Annotated in this window: 18 protein-coding genes; 7 read left to right on the top strand and 11 right to left on the bottom strand. The window is 63.9% G+C overall.

Going from position 1 to position 18756, the window contains the following annotated elements; translation table 11 throughout:
* On the top strand, window positions 1-189 hold a 189-nt coding region (locus KNN17_RS18945), incomplete at its 5' end, for a hypothetical protein (RefSeq protein ID WP_241710425.1).
* 44 nt (window positions 190-233) lie between these two features.
* Here the strand turns inward: KNN17_RS18945 and mctP are convergent.
* Both mctP and KNN17_RS18935 read right to left on the bottom strand, forming a co-directional pair.
* The gene (gene mctP, locus KNN17_RS18940) at window positions 234-1931 is read right to left on the bottom strand and encodes a monocarboxylate uptake permease MctP (protein WP_241710424.1); all 1698 of its coding nucleotides are present in this window, start codon (window positions 1929-1931) and stop codon (window positions 234-236) included.
* On the bottom strand, window positions 1928-2218 hold the full coding sequence (locus tag KNN17_RS18935) for a DUF3311 domain-containing protein (RefSeq protein ID WP_241710423.1): 291 nt from the start codon (window positions 2216-2218) through the stop codon (window positions 1928-1930). Before KNN17_RS18935 ends, mctP begins: the two co-directional genes overlap by 4 nt.
* Before the next feature lie 276 nt (window positions 2219-2494).
* Here KNN17_RS18935 and KNN17_RS18930 point away from each other — a divergent pair, with 276 nt between their 5' ends.
* Complete coding sequence (locus KNN17_RS18930; RefSeq protein ID WP_241710422.1) at window positions 2495-3991, top strand: lysozyme; 1497 nt, start codon at window positions 2495-2497, stop codon at window positions 3989-3991.
* Between the two features lie 277 nt (window positions 3992-4268).
* Here the strand turns inward: KNN17_RS18930 and KNN17_RS18925 are convergent, their stop codons facing one another.
* Complete coding sequence (locus KNN17_RS18925) at window positions 4269-4592, bottom strand: DUF6221 family protein (RefSeq protein WP_241710421.1); 324 nt, start codon at window positions 4590-4592, stop codon at window positions 4269-4271.
* A 47-nt stretch (window positions 4593-4639) separates the two neighbouring features.
* The gene (locus KNN17_RS18920) at window positions 4640-5986 is read right to left on the bottom strand and encodes an ammonium transporter (protein ID WP_171983485.1); all 1347 of its coding nucleotides are present in this window, start codon (window positions 5984-5986) and stop codon (window positions 4640-4642) included.
* A 384-nt stretch (window positions 5987-6370) separates the two neighbouring features.
* Between KNN17_RS18920 and KNN17_RS18915 the strand changes: the two genes are divergently transcribed.
* From KNN17_RS18915 to KNN17_RS18905, 3 genes are all read left to right on the top strand, one after another.
* Window positions 6371-7108 carry a glutamine amidotransferase gene (locus tag KNN17_RS18915; protein WP_241710420.1) on the top strand — a complete coding sequence of 246 codons (738 nt, stop codon included), beginning with the start codon at window positions 6371-6373 and terminating at the stop codon, window positions 7106-7108.
* Window positions 7109-7136: 28 nt separating this feature from the next.
* Window positions 7137-7442 carry a putative quinol monooxygenase gene (locus KNN17_RS18910; protein WP_241710419.1) on the top strand — a complete coding sequence of 102 codons (306 nt, stop codon included), beginning with the start codon at window positions 7137-7139 and terminating at the stop codon, window positions 7440-7442.
* Window positions 7443-7615: 173 nt separating this feature from the next.
* A complete protein-coding gene (locus KNN17_RS18905) occupies window positions 7616-8545 on the top strand; it encodes a serine hydrolase (protein WP_241710418.1) in 930 nt (309 codons plus the stop codon).
* Window positions 8546-8799: 254 nt separating this feature from the next.
* On the opposite strand, the gene KNN17_RS18900 is transcribed toward KNN17_RS18905, so the two are convergent.
* Together KNN17_RS18900 and KNN17_RS18895 are read right to left on the bottom strand one after the other, a co-directional pair.
* Window positions 8800-9603: a hypothetical protein gene (locus tag KNN17_RS18900; protein WP_241710417.1), complete on the bottom strand. Its 804-nt coding sequence runs from the start codon at window positions 9601-9603 to the stop codon at window positions 8800-8802.
* Between the two features lie 323 nt (window positions 9604-9926).
* Window positions 9927-10658: an IclR family transcriptional regulator gene (locus tag KNN17_RS18895; protein WP_241710416.1), complete on the bottom strand. Its 732-nt coding sequence runs from the start codon at window positions 10656-10658 to the stop codon at window positions 9927-9929.
* 196 nt (window positions 10659-10854) lie between these two features.
* Here KNN17_RS18895 and KNN17_RS18890 point away from each other — a divergent pair, with 196 nt between their 5' ends.
* Together KNN17_RS18890 and KNN17_RS18885 are read left to right on the top strand one after the other, a co-directional pair.
* A complete protein-coding gene (locus tag KNN17_RS18890; RefSeq protein ID WP_241710415.1) occupies window positions 10855-12054 on the top strand; it encodes an allantoate amidohydrolase in 1200 nt (399 codons plus the stop codon).
* Window positions 12051-13406, top strand: a complete 1356-nt coding sequence (locus KNN17_RS18885; protein WP_241710414.1) for a formimidoylglutamate deiminase — start codon at window positions 12051-12053, stop codon at window positions 13404-13406. The genes KNN17_RS18890 and KNN17_RS18885 overlap by 4 nt, the downstream gene beginning before the upstream one ends.
* 187 nt (window positions 13407-13593) lie before the next feature.
* On the opposite strand, the gene KNN17_RS18880 is transcribed toward KNN17_RS18885, so the two are convergent.
* Genes KNN17_RS18880 through KNN17_RS18860 form a run of 5 tightly spaced genes read right to left on the bottom strand, consistent with a single transcriptional unit; the run spans window position 13594 to window position 18692 of the window.
* On the bottom strand, window positions 13594-14484 hold the full coding sequence (locus KNN17_RS18880; RefSeq protein WP_241710413.1) for a carbohydrate ABC transporter permease: 891 nt from the start codon (window positions 14482-14484) through the stop codon (window positions 13594-13596).
* Between the two features lie 11 nt (window positions 14485-14495).
* Window positions 14496-15452, bottom strand: coding sequence for a carbohydrate ABC transporter permease (locus tag KNN17_RS18875; protein ID WP_241710412.1), 957 nt, complete (start codon window positions 15450-15452; stop codon window positions 14496-14498).
* A gap of 31 nt (window positions 15453-15483) precedes the next feature.
* Window positions 15484-16446, bottom strand: coding sequence for a phosphodiesterase (locus KNN17_RS18870; RefSeq protein WP_241710411.1), 963 nt, complete (start codon window positions 16444-16446; stop codon window positions 15484-15486).
* 44 nt (window positions 16447-16490) lie between these two features.
* Window positions 16491-17291 (bottom strand): tyrosine-protein phosphatase, encoded by an 801-nt coding sequence (locus KNN17_RS18865; protein WP_241710410.1) that lies wholly within the window; start codon window positions 17289-17291, stop codon window positions 16491-16493.
* Window positions 17292-17336: 45 nt separating this feature from the next.
* Window positions 17337-18692, bottom strand: coding sequence for an extracellular solute-binding protein (locus tag KNN17_RS18860; RefSeq protein WP_241710409.1), 1356 nt, complete (start codon window positions 18690-18692; stop codon window positions 17337-17339).
* Between the last annotated feature and the right edge of the window lie 64 nt (window positions 18693-18756).

The following is an 18756-nucleotide window of genomic DNA, read 5'->3' as shown; positions in this document are numbered from 1 at the left end:
CGGACAGCAACAACCAGCCCCGGGACACGGCACGTCCTCGACATCCGCACCCCCACCGGACACCACTACCGATCAACAGCCCCGCCCCTGCCAGGAACGCCTTTGAACGGAGACCCGCCCGTCATGGCTGCGCACTATTTCGGGGACCTGTTTCGCGCGCGCCACGGACAGGACGTGCCGGCCGCTTAGGCACGCACAAACCCGCCCGGCCGTGTATTGGTAGTGCCATCCAGTCAGAACGCAGGGCCTCCCGTTTCGCCCAGCGGGTATTCGCGCTGGAGTTGGGCAACTTTGGGGTCGTCCTCGTCAGCTCCGTAGTCCGAATTCCGGGTGATGTCCTTGCCGTCGGGGAGCTTCATCGCCCGGAAGACCAGGGACAGGACGGCAGCAATAATGAGGTTGATCGCGAATGCCACGACGGCGATGTAGACCTGCACGTTGGTGCCGGGGATGGCAGCGATGGAGCCGCCGAAGTTCGCCTTCGTCACGGGGTTGACCACGTTGTACGCCGCGACGGTGCCGTAGGCAATCCCGGCCACCCAGCCCGCGAAGAGGGCCCAGCGGTGGAACCAGCGGGTGTAGAGCCCTGCCACGATCGCCGGGAAGGTCTGCAGGATCCAGATGCCGCCGAGGAGCTGCATATTGATGGCCGCCGACTGGTCCATCGCGATCACGAAGATCAGCGCCCCGAACTTCACCACGAGCGAGGCGATCTTGGAGACCTTCGCTTCTTGCCGCGGGTCGGCGTCGGGCCGTATCAAGTCCCGGTAGATATTGCGGGTGAACAGGTTGGCGGCAGCGATCGACATGATGGCGGCCGGGACCAACGCGCCGATGGCGATGGCCGCCAGGGCAATACCGGCAAACCATGCCGGGAAGTTGTCCAGGAACAGTTGCGGAACCACCAGTTGCGGATTGACGGCACCGTTCAGGTCAATCGGCTTGGTGCCCGCGGAAATGGCCGCGTACCCCAGGAGGGCAAGGAATCCCAGCAGCAGCGAATACAGCGGAAGGACCGCCGCGTTCTTGCGGATCGTGTTCCTGCTCTTGGTCGCCAGGACTCCGGTGACCGAGTGCGGGTACATGAACAGCGCCATGGCCGAGCCAAGGGCCAGCGTCCAGTACGCGGAATAGCTGGCGGCACCCGGGATGAAGACACCCGCCGGCTTGCCTGTGGCCGGGCTGAGGGCGTCGAGTTTCGTCTGGGCTGCACCGAAGATGTTGTCCCAGCCCCCGAACTTGATTGGCAGGTAGATCACGGCAACGATGACCGCGAGGTAGATCAGCAGATCCTTCACGACGGCGATAAGCGCCGGCGCCCGCAGGCCCGAGGTGTAGGTGTAGGCGGCCAGGACCACGAAGGCGATGATGAGGGGCAAGTCGGTCAGCAGCACATTCTGCGCACTGCCAAGGCCCAGCACGGTGAGCACCGCCTTGATGCCAACCAATTGCAACGCGATGTAGGGCATGGTCGCGACAATCCCCGTGAGGGCCACCGCAACCGTCAACGCTCTGCTGTCATAGCGCCCGCCCACGAAGTCAGCCGGTGTGACGAACCCATGCCGGTGCGAGACCGACCACAAACGGCTCATCAAAAGGAACACGATCGGGTAGAGCACGATCGTGTACGGCACGGCGAAGAAGCCGCTCACGGCGCCGGTGGCCCACATTGCCGCCGGGACTGCCACAAACGTGTAGGCCGTGTAGAGGTCCCCGCCAAGGAGGAACCACGTGACCCACGTTCCGAACCCGCGGCCGCCAAGGCCCCACTCATCGAGGCTGTGCAGGCCCGTTTCCTTGCCCGCGCGCCAGCGCGCGGCGAAGAAGCCCAGCACCGCCACGAGGATGAAGAGGACGACGACGACGGTGAGCGCGACGCCGTTGACGGGCCGGTCCGCTGTGGTCGCCAGCGGGACAGTGAGCGCGCTCATTGTTCCTGCTCCTCGGTGCGTGCGCCTCGTCCGCCTCGCACTGCTTCTCGGCGCCGACGGTCCTCCTTGGTGACCAAGCGATAGGAGATGCCCACCATGCCCGCGGTGATAGGGACCCAGAGCATTTGGTACCAGTAGAAGAACGGCATGCCGGCGAGCCGCGGTTGATCAATCGAGTACGCGGGGACGAACAGCGGAACCAGAATGGCGACGGCCAGCAGGATTCCGGCCGCAATATAGGGACCGGGCCTTGCGGGCCCCCGGGTCGGCACATCGGGAGTGGACATGGACGCCTCCTCAGAGAGACGGCCCCCGGAGCGGGATGGGCTTCCCGGGACGTGCCGGCGGCCTGATGGACCGTATGTGTACCGGTTCATCAATAGAATAGATTCTGGATTAATTCTTTGACAGGGGAAGTGCCCCCGCTCTTTTCGCGGCCGGGTTTGATGCCGCCTGTTTGTCATCTGTCTTGACTAGAGCTGGTAATGTCCGTGACGTCCGCTCCTGCGGGCGTTGTTTGCAGGCGCGGGTCTCTTCCGTTGCCAAAACGGAAGGAAATTCACATGAACGCGTCGATCCTGCGCGCTCCCAGGCGGCCGAAACTTGTTCGACCCCGTATCCGGAAAGGCATCGCCGGGTACGTGGCCCTGCTCATAGCGGGCATCGTCCTCGCCGCCCCCGGCGCCGGCGCGGCTTCCGCGGCACCCACGACGACTTCACCGTCACCCTCTCCGTCCGCGACGTCAAGTACCTCGAATGACCATGCGATGGGTTCAACGGTCCGCAGTCATGAGACCGCTGCGCCAATGCGGATGTCTGCCCAGGCCGTAGCGCCTGCTTCGGTGGCGTCCGGGGTGCCGGGGATGGATGTCAGCAGCCACCAAGGCAATGTGGACTGGCCCACCGCGGCCGCAAATGGCGCCAAGTTCGCCTACGTCAAGGCCAGCGAGGGCACCGGTTACGCCAACCCGTACTTCGCCAGCCAATATGCCGGATCCGCAAACGCCGGACTCTTGCACGGCGCCTACCACTTCGCGCTTCCCGACGCGTCCTCAGGAGCGGACCAGGCCAACTACTTTCTGCAGAGCGGCGCAGCCTGGACCCCGGACGGGAAGACCCTTCCTGCCCTCTTGGACATCGAATACAACCCGTATGGAAGTACTTGCTACGGATTGAGCCAAGGGGACATGGTGAATTGGATCTCCGATTTCGCCACGACCATCCTGTCCAAGACCGGGCGCCTGCCTGCCATTTACACCACCACTGACTGGTGGACAACGTGCACCGGCAATGCGGCGGGTTTCGGAAACCACCCCCTGCATATTTCCTATTTCTCGACTGACGCCGGACCGCTGCCGGCCGGCTGGCCGGACTACACCTTGTGGCAGAACTCCGATACAGGCGTTTTTCCCGGCGACCAGGACGTCTTCAACGGCACCCTCACCCAGCTGACCGACTTCGCCACCAACCCGGGCCCCATCTTCTCGGACATTTCCGGGGACCCGTTCACGTCCGAAATCAACTGGCTTGGTTCCCGTGGCATCTCCACCGGGTGGACCGCGTCCGACGGGTCGAGGAACTTCAACCCCCTGACGGCGGTAGCTCGGGACGCAATGGCTGCCTTCATGTACCGCCTGATGGGCAGCCCGGCGTTCACCCCGCCGGCGACGTCGCCATTCACTGACGTCGCCACGAACAATCCGTTCTACAAGCAGATCACCTGGCTTGCGATCAACGGCATCAGTACGGGATGGACCGAGTCCGACGGAAGCAAAACCTACCGTCCGTATCTTTCGGTCAACCGCGACGCCATGGCCGCTTTCATGTACCGCCTCGCGGGTAGCCCGGCCTTCACGGCACCGGCGACGTCGCCATTCACTGACGTCGCCACTGACAATCCGTTCTACAAGCAGATCACCTGGCTCGCAAACAGCGGCATCAGTACGGGATGGACCGAGTCCGACGGAAGCAAAACCTACCGTCCGTATCTCGCCGTCAACCGGGATGCGATGGCCGCGTTCATGTACCGGTACAACACCAATTTCGGGACGATGCACTGACAGGAACGCCCTGCAAATGAAACTGCAGAGGGCGGCCACCGATGCCGGTGACCGCCCTCTGTCGTGTGTGAATTTGGCTAGCCGTCAGACACGTTGGCCCGACTCACAGGGAACCGTCAGTGAAATCATCAGTGAACTGAACTGATGAAGCGGGGTGTGAACCGTAGGTCCCCCAATTTGACCTTCCCGGAAGCTGACAGGGCCAATGCGTTGGCGGCGGCAGCGCGTTGTGGCAAGTCGAGTGTCTCGGCTCGCGGAGGAGCGGTAGGCCCGCCAGCTACGTCCCCGCCAGCCATTCCGGCTCGAAGTCCGGATGGTCGGAATAGGGAAGCGCAAGGGCATTCAACGATTTCGTGGTCCATTCGATCGATTCCGGAATCCACTGCGGCGTATCACCAAGCGTGCCGCGAACCATCGTGGCCAGGGCCGCCTGCCGAGCGGATTCCACGATGCCGAGCAGCCTTCTCTTTGATTCGCATTCCAGGAGAAGACGTCGCTCGTACCATTTGCCCGCCTCGGAGACGGAACGGTCGCCGAGGAGTTTCCGCGCCGCAGCTTCGTCCTCACTCAGACGGTCCGAGAGGAAATCGACGATGTCCACAAACTGAGCGTACGCGTCCCTCGCGGCTGCGGAAACGGCCGCCCCAGCTAAGCGGGGTCGGCTTGCTTTTCGCGCTGGAGCTCGACGGCGGGAACGGCGGCGGAGGACGAAGCGGCGGCAGCGGCCACCGGGATGTTGACGTGCGGGAGCGCGTTGAAGTGGCTCCGGGCCATGCCGCCGAACTCGTAGGCGGTCTCGGCATGCTCGGACAGGTCCACTCCGGCGAGCTCCGCCTCGTGGCTGACGCGGAATCCTATGGTCTTGTGGATGACAAGGCCGATGATTGCCGTCATGATTCCGGACACCGCGAGGGTGACAAGGATGGCGACGATCTGCGCCACGAGCTGCTGGAGTCCGCCGCCGTAGAACAGTCCTCCACCCTTGCCGTTCACCGGCAAGGCGATGAATCCGAGCGCGAGCGTGCCCACAAGGCCGCCCCCAAGGTGGACGCCTACGACGTCGAGGGAGTCATCGAAGCCGAACTTGTGTTTCAAGTCGACAAACACGGCGCAGGCGGCGCCTGCCAGCAAACCCAGGCCGAGGGCCGCAGCAGGAGCCACGTTGGCACAAGCCGGAGTAATGGCCACAAGGCCGGCAACGACGCCGGAAGCCGCACCCAAAGATGTGGGGTGGCCATGCCGGATTTTCTCGGTGAGCAACCAGCTGAGCATGGCCCCGGCCGGGGCAACCAGGGTGTTGACCCAGATCAAGCCGGCCTGCGCCGACGTCGTGGCCGCACCGGCATTGAAACCGAACCAGCCGAACCAGAGGAGGCCGGCGCCAAGCATGATGAAGGGGAGGTTGTGCGGGCGGTGGTTCGGATCTTTTCCAAAGCCGTGGCGCTTGCCCAGGATCAGGGCCAGGACAAACGCGGCAGCTCCGGAGCTGATCTCCACCACTGTGCCGCCGGCGAAGTCGATCACCTGACCGAAGACCGAACTGATGGCTCCGCCGGGGCTCAGGAGGCCGCCGCCCCAGACCATGAAGGCCAAAGGGCAGTAGACCAGGGTGATCCAGATCGGGACGAAAACGACCCAGGAGGTGAATTTGGCACGATCGGCGATAGCGCCGCTGATCAGGGCCACGGTGACGATGGCGAAAGTAGCGCTGAAACCAAGCTTGATGAGATCGGTGGAACCGACCAGGTCTGCCGAGCCGAAGCTGCTGAACGGATTGCCGAAAATGCCCAGGACACTCTTGCCGCTGATCATTGAGTAGCCCCACAGGATCCAGACGGCGCCTACGATGCCCGCGGAGATGAAGCTCATCATGATCATGTTGAGGGAGGCCTTGGCCCGGGTCATGCCACTGTAGAAGAGGCCGAGTGCCGGAGTCATGAGCAGTGCAAGTGCCGCCGACACCATCACCCAAACGTTTTCCGCAGTGATATTCACGTGCGCTTCCCTTCTGATCGGAATGCCGTAGGAGGACCGTTGCAGCGTGGTCCCGTTCTTCCCCTGCCCAATATTTCCGGTTCCGTGTTTCAAGCAATGCGAGGAAAAATTGCGGGCACGTTACATAACTTGTCTAGGCGTGAAGAACGCATGACAGGCGTGTTTCGGGAATGTTAACTCCGTCTCCGCAGGGACGCCGGGTCACCCGGAGCGGACGTGCGGGATGCCGGTGATTCCGCGGAATCCAAGGCCGAAGGAGGTGAAATCCTCCCATCCGGCCGGAATGCCGGACATTTCTTCCACGTGAACGGCGGCTCACCGCCTCCAAAGGGATGTTTCAGCCGGACGCTGGCGCGCCAGGGCCACCGCGTGCACACTTAGCCTGTGAAGCCGTTTCTCCTGCTCGCATCTCGTGCCGAAGACGCCGCCGCCGAGGAAGAGTACCAGGCGTATCTCCGTTTTGGAGGGCTCGCTCCCAAGCAGCTGCAACGCATCCGGATGGAAGCGGCGCCACTTCCCCCGCTTGAGCTCTCCGACTACTCCGGCGTGATCGTGGGCGGCAGTCCGTTCACTTCGAGCGACCCTCCGGAACACAAGAGTCCGGTCCAGAAACGGGTGGAGAAGGAACTCGCTCACCTGCTGGACACGATTGTGGCCTCCGACTTTCCCTTTCTGGGGGCCTGCTATGGGGTCGGAACCCTGGGCCTTCACCAGGGCGCGGTGATTGACCGCACCTACGGTGAAGGGCTTGGAGGGGTAACCATCAAGCTCACGGCGGAGGGCCTCCAGGACCCCCTCCTCCAAGGCATGTCCGAGCGCTTTGTCGCCTTTACGGGCCATAAGGAAGCCTGCACGGTCCTGCCGGGACACGCGGTGTTGCTGGCCGGTTCGGCCGCCTGCCCGGTGCAGATGTTCCGCATCAAGAGCAATCTTTACGCCACGCAATTCCATCCGGAGCTGGACGCCGAGGGGCTCGTCACCCGGATCGACACCTATCGCCACGCCGGATATTTCCCGCCCGAGGCTGCTGAACAGCTGATGGCGGACGCCCGGAAGGTCACGGCGACCGAACCGATGAAGATCCTCGGCAACTTTGTCCGCCGATACGCGATTCCTCAATAACGTCGGCGGAATGAAGCACAATAGGCGCATGACCTTTGCAAACGTGGGCAGTCTCGGCACGAAACCCGGCCAGCGCGACGCCGTCGTGTCCATCCTGCTGACACCGAAACCTGAACTCCGGGGCGCGGGTTGCCTTCTCTACGAGGTGGGCATCAATGACGAAGCGCCGGACACGGTGTTTGTCTGCGAACTGTGGGAATCGGCAGAAGCGCACCGAGGGTCGCTGGAGTTGGACAGTGTCCGGGCCGCGATAGCCGAGGCAATGCCGCTGCTGTCCGGAGAGATGGGTGGCACGCGGTTCACTGTATTGGGCTCACCAATCCGCGACGCTTGATATTCACCCAGGTGACACGCGGCTGACGGACAGGGTTTTCATAGCTCCCACATAGCTGCAGTAGCTACGGTTGCATCATTATGGAAGAGCAAGAGCCCCGTCGTCCCGGCCAAGGGTCCGGACGAAAGAGAAGCCGGTGGAACCAGTGGAGCCCTCGCCGGCGTCGATCGGCCTTGCTGACAGCCTGCGCCGCCATTCTGGCTCTGACCCTGACGGCCACGGTCTACTCAGCTGCGCACGCCCGCCCCGCTTCCGATTTCGTTTCGGCCCCGACGGCACCCCCGGGTGACCTGGCCGCGGCTGCCCCGACGACGACGGCGGCTAGCCCTACGGCGGCGGCTTCGGCTCCTGCCCCGGTAGCCGCTGCGCCGGCCCCGACGGCAGCCGCAGCACCGGCCCCGACGGCGGCAGGAACTGTGACGCCCGCGCTTGATGGGCAAATCAATGCGATCATCGACGCCAACAATGGGTACCAGATCGGCGTGGCCCTGATTGATCTGTCCGATGGTTCGACGCACCAATACGGGGTCCAGGATCCGTTCGAGGCAGCAAGCACAGCCAAGGTGCTGTCAGCGATTGCCTACTACCACCTCGTCGAAACAGGCGCAGCGTCGCTCGACGATCCTTTGGGGGACTACACCTCGGGCTTCCAAATCAAGGAAATGATCCAGGACAGCGATAACGACTCATGGTCGTTGATCATGGACACCATCGGTCACCCACAGTTGCAGGCCTACGCCACGTCAATCGGGATCAACTACGACCCGGAGAACAACACCCTGACCCCCGCCGAGATGGCCAGTATCATGGCTGGTCTCTACGACGGGAAGCTCCTGAACCAGCAGGACACGGCGCAGTTGTTGTCCTATATGCAGAACACCAACTACGAATCACTGATCCCCGCCGCAGTGCCGGCCGGAATCACCGTTTTCCACAAATATGGACTGCTCGACGACGAACTCCACGATGCCAGCATCCTCACCAACGGGACCAAGAGCTATGCCTTCGTGGTCTACACCAAGGGCCAGGACGAGAGCGACATCCCCGCCCGCACCGACATCTTCCACCAGCTCACCCAGGCTGTGGTGGGCGGCCTGTTCTAAAGGGACCCAGGCTACTTTTCAATATCACGACGCCGGCCGTGCAGTCAGACTGACTGTACGGCCGGCGTCGTTGTTCCCTTGGCGCTGAGCGCCTGTCGCGATGTTCGCTTGTACCTATATGCCTCCTTTACTCATGGGGTCGGGCCAATTACCTATCAGTCGGTTATTGTCCTGCATGGTCTTCTCCTGACTAGACGTGTCCTGCGCTGGTGGCGCAGTTGGTCGTGCCTGCCAAAAGGGCAGGAGCGGCCTGGTCAGTCGGGGGAAGATCCAGGATCGAATGCAGGTTCGGTTGAAGGCGTTTGCCTGGGGTCGGGTATCGGACAGTGGCCGGGCGGGGGCGCGAGTCCACGTTGTTCGGGCAGATCTGCCGCGCCAAAAGTGGAACCGCCCTCCGGGCCCGACATCGATCCGGCCTCATGCGGCGACGCAGCCGCGGGAGCCGGCGCGTCAGGCGGAGCTCCGCCCGGAACCGTAGACACATCCGACGGCGCGAATACAGCAGGGGGAGCGAAGACGACACCGTCCGGGAATCCGGAAGTCCTTGTGCTCGCTCCTGAGCCGGCCTGGACGGCAGGTGGAACGGGGTTCGTATGGACAAGCGTGGAGGGGCCAGTGAGCGCCGCGCCGGGTCCAGCACGCGGGGGAGCAGCGGGGACAGCAGGAACACTTGGTCCTGTATTCCGCAGTATTACGGGCACCCGCGGCAATTCCGGCACGGAAGGACCCTCCGGCAACGCCGCGAGTTCCTTGAGCGTCTTGGTGACCACGCGCTGCACGCCATGGACGACCCCGACCACCGGCGTCACGGCGTGGTCTGTTAGCTGACGGACCACGGCCCCAGGAACTGTGGCCAATTGACTCGGGACTGCAACCCCGGAGGGGTCCTGGTTGACGAGCCGTCCCAGGGGATCGGCAAGGGGAACCGGAGGGAGGGAAATCGAAGGCGCCGGGACAGCCGGGATCCCCGGCATGGCGTCGGTGGCTTGCGAAGGACCGGCGATCCACAGCAACCATGCCAATGCGCCGAAAGCGGCGAATAGCAGGGGGCGTAACACATAAATGCCACGGCGCCCCAGAGACCTGGCCAAACACTCCACCTCCCCAGTGCGGTGTTTGGAAACTAAGGTACGCCGGTCGTGGTCGGCAGTCCATAGCTAAGCATGCTTAGTTCCCGAATTCGGGAAGCAACAGGGATCCTGGATCCTCGCCGGGTCACCGCTGCCTTCCACGAGGCCGCAGCACCCCGGCCATCTCGGTGACTGCGCAGCAAGGCCGCGTCCATGGTCGACGTCGGCTGGTCATCGAGGTAGATGGTACCGCTGGTGGGTTCGATGGGGCGGTTGATCAGGGTACGCCTTGGTGACATTTTCAAACGTGACTATTTCTGTTTCATGCCTTCCTGGGGCACTTCATGGTCTCCGGATGGTTCCACGAGGATGTTGTCCGCCACCCTCGCCAGTTCCTCGCCAAATGTCTGCGCCTTCGCTTCGCCCAAGCGGTAGCTCGGTGCGACGATGCTGAGGGCTGCCACGGTGCGACCGCCGATCACGATGGGTGCGGCGACGGCCGTGATGTCGTCTTCTACGCCGCTTCGCACGATGGCGAAGCCGCGGCCGTTCTGCCCGCCAGTCAGGACCTTCCCGGCGGCGGATCCTTCCAACGGAATGCTCCTGCCGACCCAACTGGTGTGCCGGACAGAGTGCGTACCTTCGACGATGGCAATGTAGATACCGGTTTCCCCAGGACCGGGAATACTCAAATAGCAGGACTCGCCCGTTTCAGCCACCAACCGCTTCATGTGCAGCGTGCAGAGCGATACGAGGGACTCCTGTCCCAACGCGAGGGCTCCCAACTGGATCACGCTGGCGCCGGGACGGAAGTTTCCACCCGGATCCCGCTTCACGAATCCGCTGCCTTCCAAGGTGCGGAGGAGACGGAGTGCGGTGCTGGCCGACAAGTCAACAACACGTGCGGCGTCGCTCAGGCTGATGGAGCCATCGGTGCAGACCGCGCTCAGGAGGGCCAAAGCCCTTTCGACCGTCCGTGTGGAGGAATCTGCTGCCACTGCTTGGCCTGCTTTCAAGTGGTCTGAATCACCATGTCTTGCCACTAAGTAAAAATTAACTTTCATCGGGTGGCAATAGATTTCTGGAAATTGTCTGAGACTCCGGGATTTGAGACATTCTGTGGCGCCAGGGCATATCGGTGGTGTTCGGGCCCGTTAATTGTCGCGGTTCTGTGTCGGAACCCTTGTCATGGGGTGGCATCTGGTTTTTACTTGGTGGCAGACATAATCGGAGGAACACGTGAATACCGTCAATCAGCTCCTTGACTCAATCAAGGACGTGGGCCGCGATGCGGCGCGCGGGGGATACTCGAGGGCCGTCTACTCGACGCCCGAGCTCGACCTCAGGCACTGGTTCATCGAACAAGCCCAGCACCGCGGCCTCGAGGTCGAGACCGACCGCAACGGCATCATCTGGGCCTGGTGGGGAAAGCCCCGGGACGGCGCGCTCGTCACAGGAAGCCACCTCGATTCCGTCCCGGGAGGAGGGGCCTTTGATGGGCCGCTTGGCGTCGCGTCCGCACTCGCCGCCGTCGATGTCCTCGTTTCCCGCGGTCTTGAGCCTGGGCGATCCCTGGCCATCACCGTCTTCCCGGAAGAGGAAGGATCCCGCTTTGGGGTGGCCTGCCTGGGTTCGCGACTATTGACTGGCGCCATCGACATCGAGAAGGCGCTGAACCTGCGCGACGTCGACGGCAACACTTTCGCCGACGTCGCCCGAAGCAACGGCCTGGATCCCCGGCACGTCGGACCCGATCCGGAGGCCATGGCGCGAATCGGCGACTTCGTTGAACTGCATGTGGAACAGGGAAAGGGACTGGGCCAAGGCGGGCCGGCCATCGCCGTCGGAAGCTCCATCCTGGGCCATGGCCGCTGGAAACTGAGCGTCAGCGGCCAAGGCAACCACGCCGGGACGACCCTCATGACCGACCGCGCCGACCCGATGGTTGCGGCCGCGCAGATCGTCGTTGCCGTCCGCGACACGGCGGCGAGGCAGCCGGATGCGCGGGCCACCGTGGGGCGCTTGACCCCGGTTCCCGGCGGCACCAACGTGATTGCCTCGCGCGTCGATCTCTGGCTCGACGCCCGGCATCCCGACGACGCCGTGACCGCACACCTGATCGAATCCATTTACCGCGCAGCCCGGGAAATCGCGGCGGGCGAGGGATGCACCGTTAGCCTCACCGAGGAGTCCTACAGCGACACCGTGCACTTCGATCCCGAGCTGAGCCGACGCATCGGCGAGCTCCTGCCGGGAGCGCCCGTGCTCGCGACCGGCGCCGGGCACGACGCCGGAGTCTTGGCTGGACATGTCCCCTCGGCGATGCTTTTCGTGCGCAACCCGAGCGGAATCTCCCATTCCCCGGAAGAATACGTGGCTGACGAGGACGCCTCAGCCGGCGCCGTCGCCCTCGCCGACGTTCTGGAGGGACTCTTGTGAGCGGGTTCTGGTGCGAAACCGCCTTGGTAAACGTCGACGGCGGCAGCGACGGCGGTGCGGTTGTCGCCGCCGGTGTGCGGCTGGAAGTGCTCGAGGGCCGCATCTCCGGGATCTTGACCGGCGTCGGGCCCGAAACGGGTGACCGGATATTGAACGGTGTGGTCTTCCCCGCGGCGGCAAACGCCCATTCGCATGCTTTTCACCGGATCCTGCGTGGACGGACCCATGACGGGCGCGGCGACTTCTGGGTTTGGCGGGAGCAAATGTACAGGAGCGCTGCGGAACTGACACCGGAGAAATACGAGAAGCTCGCCACGGCGGTCTTCGCCGAAATGGTGGTCTCGGGTTTCAGCAGCGTGGCCGAGTTCCACTACGTGCACCACCAGCCCGACGGAACGCCGTACCCGGAACGGCACGCGATGGAACTGGCGTTGGCAAGGGCAGCCGTTGCGGCCGGGATCCGACTGACATTGCTGGACACCCTGTACCTCGCGGGAGGCATCGGGACGCCGCTCAGCCCGGAACAGGCACGGTTCGGCGACGCCGATGCCCAAGCCTGGCTGGACCGGCTCGGCTCACTGCGCGCCGAGGTAGCGCAGGGCTTCCCGGCGGACATGGTGGGCGTGGGGGCAGCCCTGCATTCCGTCCGCGGAGTGCCCGAAGAAGCGCTCAAGACCGTCGCGCGGCAACTGCCTGCGGACATCCCGCTCCACATCCACCTCAGCGAACAACCGGCCGAGAACGATGCCTGCCTGCAGGCCTACGGTGTCACCCCCGCTGGGCTTCTTGCCCGGCACGGCCTGCTGTCCCGGCGGCTCTCCGCCGTCCACGCGACCCACCTGACGCCGGACGACGTTCAGCTCCTCGGGGACGCGGGAGCCACCGTGGTGATGTGTCCGAGCACTGAGGCCGATCTTGCCGATGGCATCGGGCCGGCACGCGAATTGTCCGACGCCGGAGCGACCATCGCGCTGGGAACGGACCAGCACGCGGTGATCGATCCCTGGATTGAAATGCGCACCTTGGAACACGGAGAACGACTCGGCTCCGGCCAACGGGGCAGGTTCTCACCCCAGGAACTGCTGCGCGCCGCCACCATCGGTGCAACAGCTTCCATGGCCACACCCATAGCGTCGGCACTGGAGGTAGGTGCGGTGTGCGACCTCATGGCCGTGGCCCCGGACTCGGCGCGGACAGCCGGTTCCATGCCGCAACAGTTCGCGTTCAGCGCGACCGCGAGCGACGTCACCGCCGTCGTGGTTGCCGGGAAGCTGGTGGCCTCCAACGGCGTCCATGTTCGGCTGGGTTCTCCGGGGAGCCTGCTCACCGAGGCGCTGAAGGAGTTCTCCTAGGCCGATTTCCTCAGCCCTGGAGCAGTTGGGGAGGCGTCACGTTGCTGCCGCCAAGACGCGCGCTCACCTTTGTGGCCGTTTTTCGAATCCCTCGCTCACCTCTAGTGAGCGAGGGATTCCGAAATTTGCCCTATATGTGAGCGCGCGTCGGCGGGAACGGCGCATATCTGAGCGAGCGTTCGGCGGGTTACTTCAACCCCGAGCGGACGAAGGCATCCACCACGTATCGCTGCAGGAAGATGTAGATCAGGAAGATCGGCAGGCACGCGAGCGAGGACGCTGCCATGATGGCGCCCCAGTTGTTGCCTTCGGCGCCCAGGAAGCCGCGGATGCCCACCTGGATGAGGGCGTCGGACTTCTGCATGATCAGTGATGGCCACAAGTATTCGTTCCAGGCGCTGATGAACAGCATGATGCCAAGGGCCGCAAGTGCCGGGCGGAGGTTCGGGACCACCACTTCCCACAGGGTCCGCCAGGACGACCGTCCGTCCATCTGGCCGGCATCGAGGAGGTCCTTCGGGAAGGCTTCGAGGTGCTGGCGCAGCATCATCACCGCGAATGCCGAACACAACTGCGGAATGACGACGCCGGTGATGGTGTTGAGCAGGCCCATCTGGGACACGAGCAAGTAGTTGGGAATCATCGTGACCTGGAAAGGCACCAGCCACGACCCCACAAACAACAGGTACAAGGCCTTCTTTCCGACAAAGTCCCAACGCGCGAAGCCGTAGGACGCCAGGATCGCCACGAGCAATTGGGACACGGCCAACGCCAGCGCCATGCCGAAGGTGTTCGCAAGCATGCCTGCGATCGGGATGGTCTTCAGGACGTACTGGAAATTCTCCAGGCTCAGCGGTCCCGGCAGCGGGTTCGTGGACAGGGCGTCCGACGGCGGCCGGAAAGCCGTGACGAACATCCAGTAGATGGGGAAGATCGAGACGATCGCCAAGGCGATGAGGAGAATGTGGCTGGGTACTGACCGTAACGAGGAGAACGGCCCTGAAACTTTGGTCGGCGCTGAAAGGGCAACATCCGAGGAACCAGGCTGGGCCGGCGGGGCGATGGTGATGAAGGCCATGGTGGTTCTTTCTAGTTGTCGTAAAAGCTGAGTCGCTCCGAGAGTTCCACGAAGACCAGGGCAATCAGCCCGAATCCGAGGAAGAAGAGCGTGCCCGCGGCGGAGGACAGGCCGGCGTCGAAGTTCCTGAAGCCGAACTGGTAGAGCAGGTAGTAAATGTTGGTGGACGAGTTGCCGGGGCCGCCCTGTGTCACGAGGTCGATGATGGGATATGTCCACTGCGCGGACAGCAGGATGGTCATGAGCGAGAGGAACACCAGGCTCGGCGAAAGCAAAGGGATGATGATCCGCCACGTGATCTGCCTGCCGCTCGCGCCGTCGATCGACGCGGCTGCTGCATAGTCCGGACTGATGCCCGCCAGCCCGGCCGAAACCACCAGCACGCCGAAGCCGAGCATCTGCCACCCCACGATCACGATCACCGCCATCATCGAGCTGTCGGGATTCCGGAACACGTTGCCCATCGGCGCGCCCAAGGCGGCGGCGATCGCGGGAATCGTTCCGCCTTCCGGTGCGAACAGCCATCGCCAAACGGCACTGCTGGCCACGGGTGTGATCAGGAAGGGAACGAAGATCAGGGCCTGGTATGCCGTGCGGGCCTTGCCCTGGACCTTGCGCGAGAGCAGCGCGAACACGAGCGGCAAGGCAACCGAAATACCCAGGAACGCCAGGATGTACACGCCGGTGTTGAGCAATGCTTGGTGCAGTTCGGGCAGGCTCAGGACCTTCGCGTATTTCTGTACGTCAACGTATTGCTTGGGCTTGGTGGGGATCAGGTTCCAGTCGTTGAAGGAGAGGTTGACGGTCTGTCCCAGCGGCCAGTAGGTCCAGACGAGAAGCAGGACCACGGCGGGCAGGATGTAGAGGTAGGGGCTCACGGCGCGGCGCTTGGGACGCCGATTGACCGGGAGCCCCGCCAGGCCGGCAGGGGCAACGCCCGTTGCCGGCCCGGCGGTCTCGATGAACATGCTTGCGGTTTCCTTCCGGTGCTGTGGCTGGTTAGCGAACGCTTTCGGCGAGCTCGCCGTCGGCGGGTTCGCCAGTGTCGGAGGGCTCGCCGTCGGACTCCTCGCCGGGTGCGGTCATCGCCGCGGTGGCCTCTTCGAGGGTCATCTTCTCGAAAGCGGCCATCTGCTCAGCCGTGACGGAGTACACCGTGGAGAACTCGCCGATCGGCACGACGGAGCTGAGCATCTTGTCCTGGTAGAGGTGGATCAGGTTGAACGCTTGTGCTCCGTTCTGGCCGCGCATGGACTTCGGAGCGACGTTCAGGTCCTGCGTGTAGCACGTGGCCGAAGCAACCGTGACGGGAGCGCCGCCGAAGGTGCTGAAGGTGGAGTAGTGCAGGTGGCCCGCCAGGATGCCACGGACGTCGGTGCCTTCGATGACCTTCTCGAAGCGGCTCTGCTCGCGGAGTTCGAACATGGCCATCATCTCCAGCGGGCTGGGGACGGGCGGGTGGTGCAGGGCGATGAGGGTGCCGTGCGGGGCCGGGGTAGCGAGGACATCGGATAGCCAGGCGAGCTGCTCGTCGGAAATTTCACCGTGGTGCTTGCCCGGAACCGTGGAGTCCATGGCGATGATGCGCAGGCCGTTGACGTCGTGGACCATGTCCACGGATTCCTCGCCGGCGTCGGAGTCGAGGAGGCCCGAGCGGAAGGCGGTACGGGCGTCGTGGTTGCCCATGACCCAGATGATCCTGGCGCCGAGTTCCTCGGCGACGGGCTCCACGATGTTGCGGAGGCGGACGTAGGCGTCGGGACGGCCGGTGTCGGCGAGGTCGCCGGTGAACACCAGTGCTTCGGGCTTGACCTGGGCCTTGACGAAGTCGCGGAACAGTTGGCGGAGGTTCTCGTCGCTGTCCACGCTGCCGTGCAGGAGGTCGTTGTCGGCCACGAAGTGGGTGTCGCTGATGTGCAGGATGAAGTGCTCGGGGGCGGGGTGCTGGAGTTCAGTGCTCATGGTCTTGTCTCCTTGTAGTTATCTGCAGTGGGTAGCGGCGGTTCTTAGCGGGTGGAGCTGGTGGTCAGGATGTCCCGGAGCCGTTCGAGGTCGGCGTCGCTGAAATCGTGCGCCCGGAGCAGGCCGGCGGCGCTGCCGTAGGTTTGGTCGACGAGGTCCAACGTGGTTTCCAGGACGGTGGCGGGGCTCGCGGAGATGATTTCCCGAAGTTCCCCGCCGATGCCCGCAAGGCCCGGATGGCGGGAGGCGGCGGCCATCATGGCCTCGCTCCATTCGCCGCGCAGGTTCTCCTCGCTGGCTACGTAGTCCAGGATCACCTGTTCGCGGTCCACTCCTGCTGCCAGGAGGGCCAGGGCAATGACGACGCCGGTGCGGTCCTTGCCCGCGGTGCAGTGGACCAGTACGGGTTCCGTCCCGGAGTCGGCAATGAGGCGGACGGCGTCGGCAAGGCGCTGCGCGTGGCTACGGACCATGAGCCGGTAGATGTCCAGCAGGGTGGTGATCTCCGCAGTACCCGGGACGTTACCTTCTTCGAAAATCGGGTTGTGCCTGGTGTCGACGCCGAGTCCGGCGAGTTTGCTGGGCGACTTCTCCAACTCGGTGCGGTCACGCAGGTCGATGACCAGGCGGATGCCGAGCTCGGAGAATTGGCGGCGTCCGGCGTCGGTCAGTCCGTGTAGCGCGTCCGAGCGGTACAGCTTCCCGTCACGGATGGTCCGCACGACGGCGGCATCGCCCGCCGCGGCGGCGGGATAGCCGGACGTGCTCCGGAAGTTGTAGGTGCCCTCCACGGGGTAGGGGCGGTTGCGGGTTCCGAAGACGGCGTCCTCGGCAGTGGTTGTCACAGCTGGTGTCCTTCCGGATGGGGCAGGAAAATGGATCGGGGAGCTTTAGGGGATCAGGTCCTGGGCTCGCTTCTGGGCGTCGGCCATGGTGGCTTTCGGGTCCTTGCCGTAGTAGACGACGTTCTCCACGGCTTTGCCCAGGATGTCGTCGATTTGCACATAACTGTTTCCCGGGTAGGAAACCCACGGCTGCAGGCGGTCAAGCTGGGCGAGGTTCGGAGCCAGGAGCGGGTTCTTCTGGGCCCAGTCATAGAGCGATCCGCCCGGAGCAGTCAGCGAGGTGCGCAGCGGCAGGTAGCCGATCTTGGTGGAGATCTGCTCGTAGGCGTGGTCGCTGGTCATGAACTTGATCAATTCCCAGCCGGCGCGCTGCTTCGCGGGATCCTGCGACAGGACGAACAAGGCCGATCCCGAGTTTGTGGGCACGGCTGGTTTGCTTCCGAAGGAGGGCATGCCGGCGGCCTTGAGCTGCCAGCTACCCTTCGTGGCGGCCGACATGAATGATCCCTGCAGCGCCGAGGTGGTGAGGATGAAGGCGGTGTCGCCCTTCGCGAGGCCTTCGGACTGGGCGCTGCTGTCGGCATTGCGCAGTACGCCGTCCTTCGTCAGTTGTGCGAGCTTCGTGACGGTGTCGACGGCCGCGTCCGAACCGAATCCGATGGTCTTGCGGTCATCGGAGAGGACCTGGGCCCCGTTCGACTTGAAGATGCCTTGCATGCACCAGTTGCCGCCAATGCTTGCGCACGAGATATCCAGGGACGGCTTCCCGGACTTCGCGGAAACGGCCTTTGCGGCTGCCTCCACCTTGTCCCAGGTGCTCAGGTCCGGGTTGGTGATTCCGGCGTCGGCGAGCTTGCTGGCGTTGTAGAACAGGACAGGGGTGGAGAAGACGTAAGGAATTCCGTAGGTCTTGCCGTTCCAGTCGGCCAGGTGTTTGGCGTTGGGGTGGAAGGGGTGGGCCCCGCCGAGCGCGTCGTCGACCGCTTTCTGGCCGACCAGGTCGCTGATGGGCTGGGCGCCAAGCTGGGTGGCGGCGAAGTCCAGGGAATCGAATGTCAGCTGCGCGACGTCGGGGGCGTGCCCGGCGAGGAGCTGCGTCTGGACGCTGCTGACCGTGTTGGATCCGACGGCGCCGCCGCCCTGCGGCGCCTGGGCGGTGACGTGGATGTTCGGGTGGGCCTTTTCGAAGTCCGCTACCAAACCTTTGACGGTATCGGTCCAGACGCCGGCCTGGGCCAGGTTGTAGCTTTCGAAGGTGATGTTGACTTGCTGGTCTGCGGTGAGCTCCGGGATGATTTGGTTGCTCACGGTGCTGGCCTGCGAGGTGCCGGAACAGCCGGCGAGGGCCAATGCGGCGGTGCCGGCGGCGATGGTCAGTGCAATTGAACGGAGAGGGCGCACAATATTTCCTTGGTTGCTGGGTTGGGTGGGTACTGCTGGTTCCGGGTTGGGGCCGGAGTATGGG

Source organism: Arthrobacter bambusae, assembly GCF_022606295.1.
GTDB classification, from domain to species: Bacteria; Actinomycetota; Actinomycetes; order Actinomycetales; family Micrococcaceae; genus Arthrobacter; species Arthrobacter bambusae_A.
The sequence above is the reverse complement of the archived record's forward strand: the minus strand, read 5'-3'. Positions and strand labels throughout refer to the sequence as shown.

Excerpts from the sequence above, each read along its gene's own strand:
- mctP (WP_241710424.1), bottom strand. The coding sequence starts at position 1,931 with ATGAGCGCGCTCACTGTCCCGCTGGCGACCACAGCGGACCGGCCCGTC.
- KNN17_RS18935 (WP_241710423.1), bottom strand. The coding sequence starts at position 2,218 with ATGTCCACTCCCGATGTGCCGACCCGGGGGCCCGCAAGGCCCGGTCCC.
- KNN17_RS18930 (WP_241710422.1), top strand. The coding sequence starts at position 2,495 with ATGAACGCGTCGATCCTGCGCGCTCCCAGGCGGCCGAAACTTGTTCGA.
- KNN17_RS18910 (WP_241710419.1), top strand. The coding sequence starts at position 7,137 with ATGACCTTTGCAAACGTGGGCAGTCTCGGCACGAAACCCGGCCAGCGC.
- KNN17_RS18880 (WP_241710413.1), bottom strand. The coding sequence starts at position 14,484 with ATGGCCTTCATCACCATCGCCCCGCCGGCCCAGCCTGGTTCCTCGGAT.
- KNN17_RS18875 (WP_241710412.1), bottom strand. The coding sequence starts at position 15,452 with ATGTTCATCGAGACCGCCGGGCCGGCAACGGGCGTTGCCCCTGCCGGC.
- KNN17_RS18870 (WP_241710411.1), bottom strand. The coding sequence starts at position 16,446 with ATGAGCACTGAACTCCAGCACCCCGCCCCCGAGCACTTCATCCTGCAC.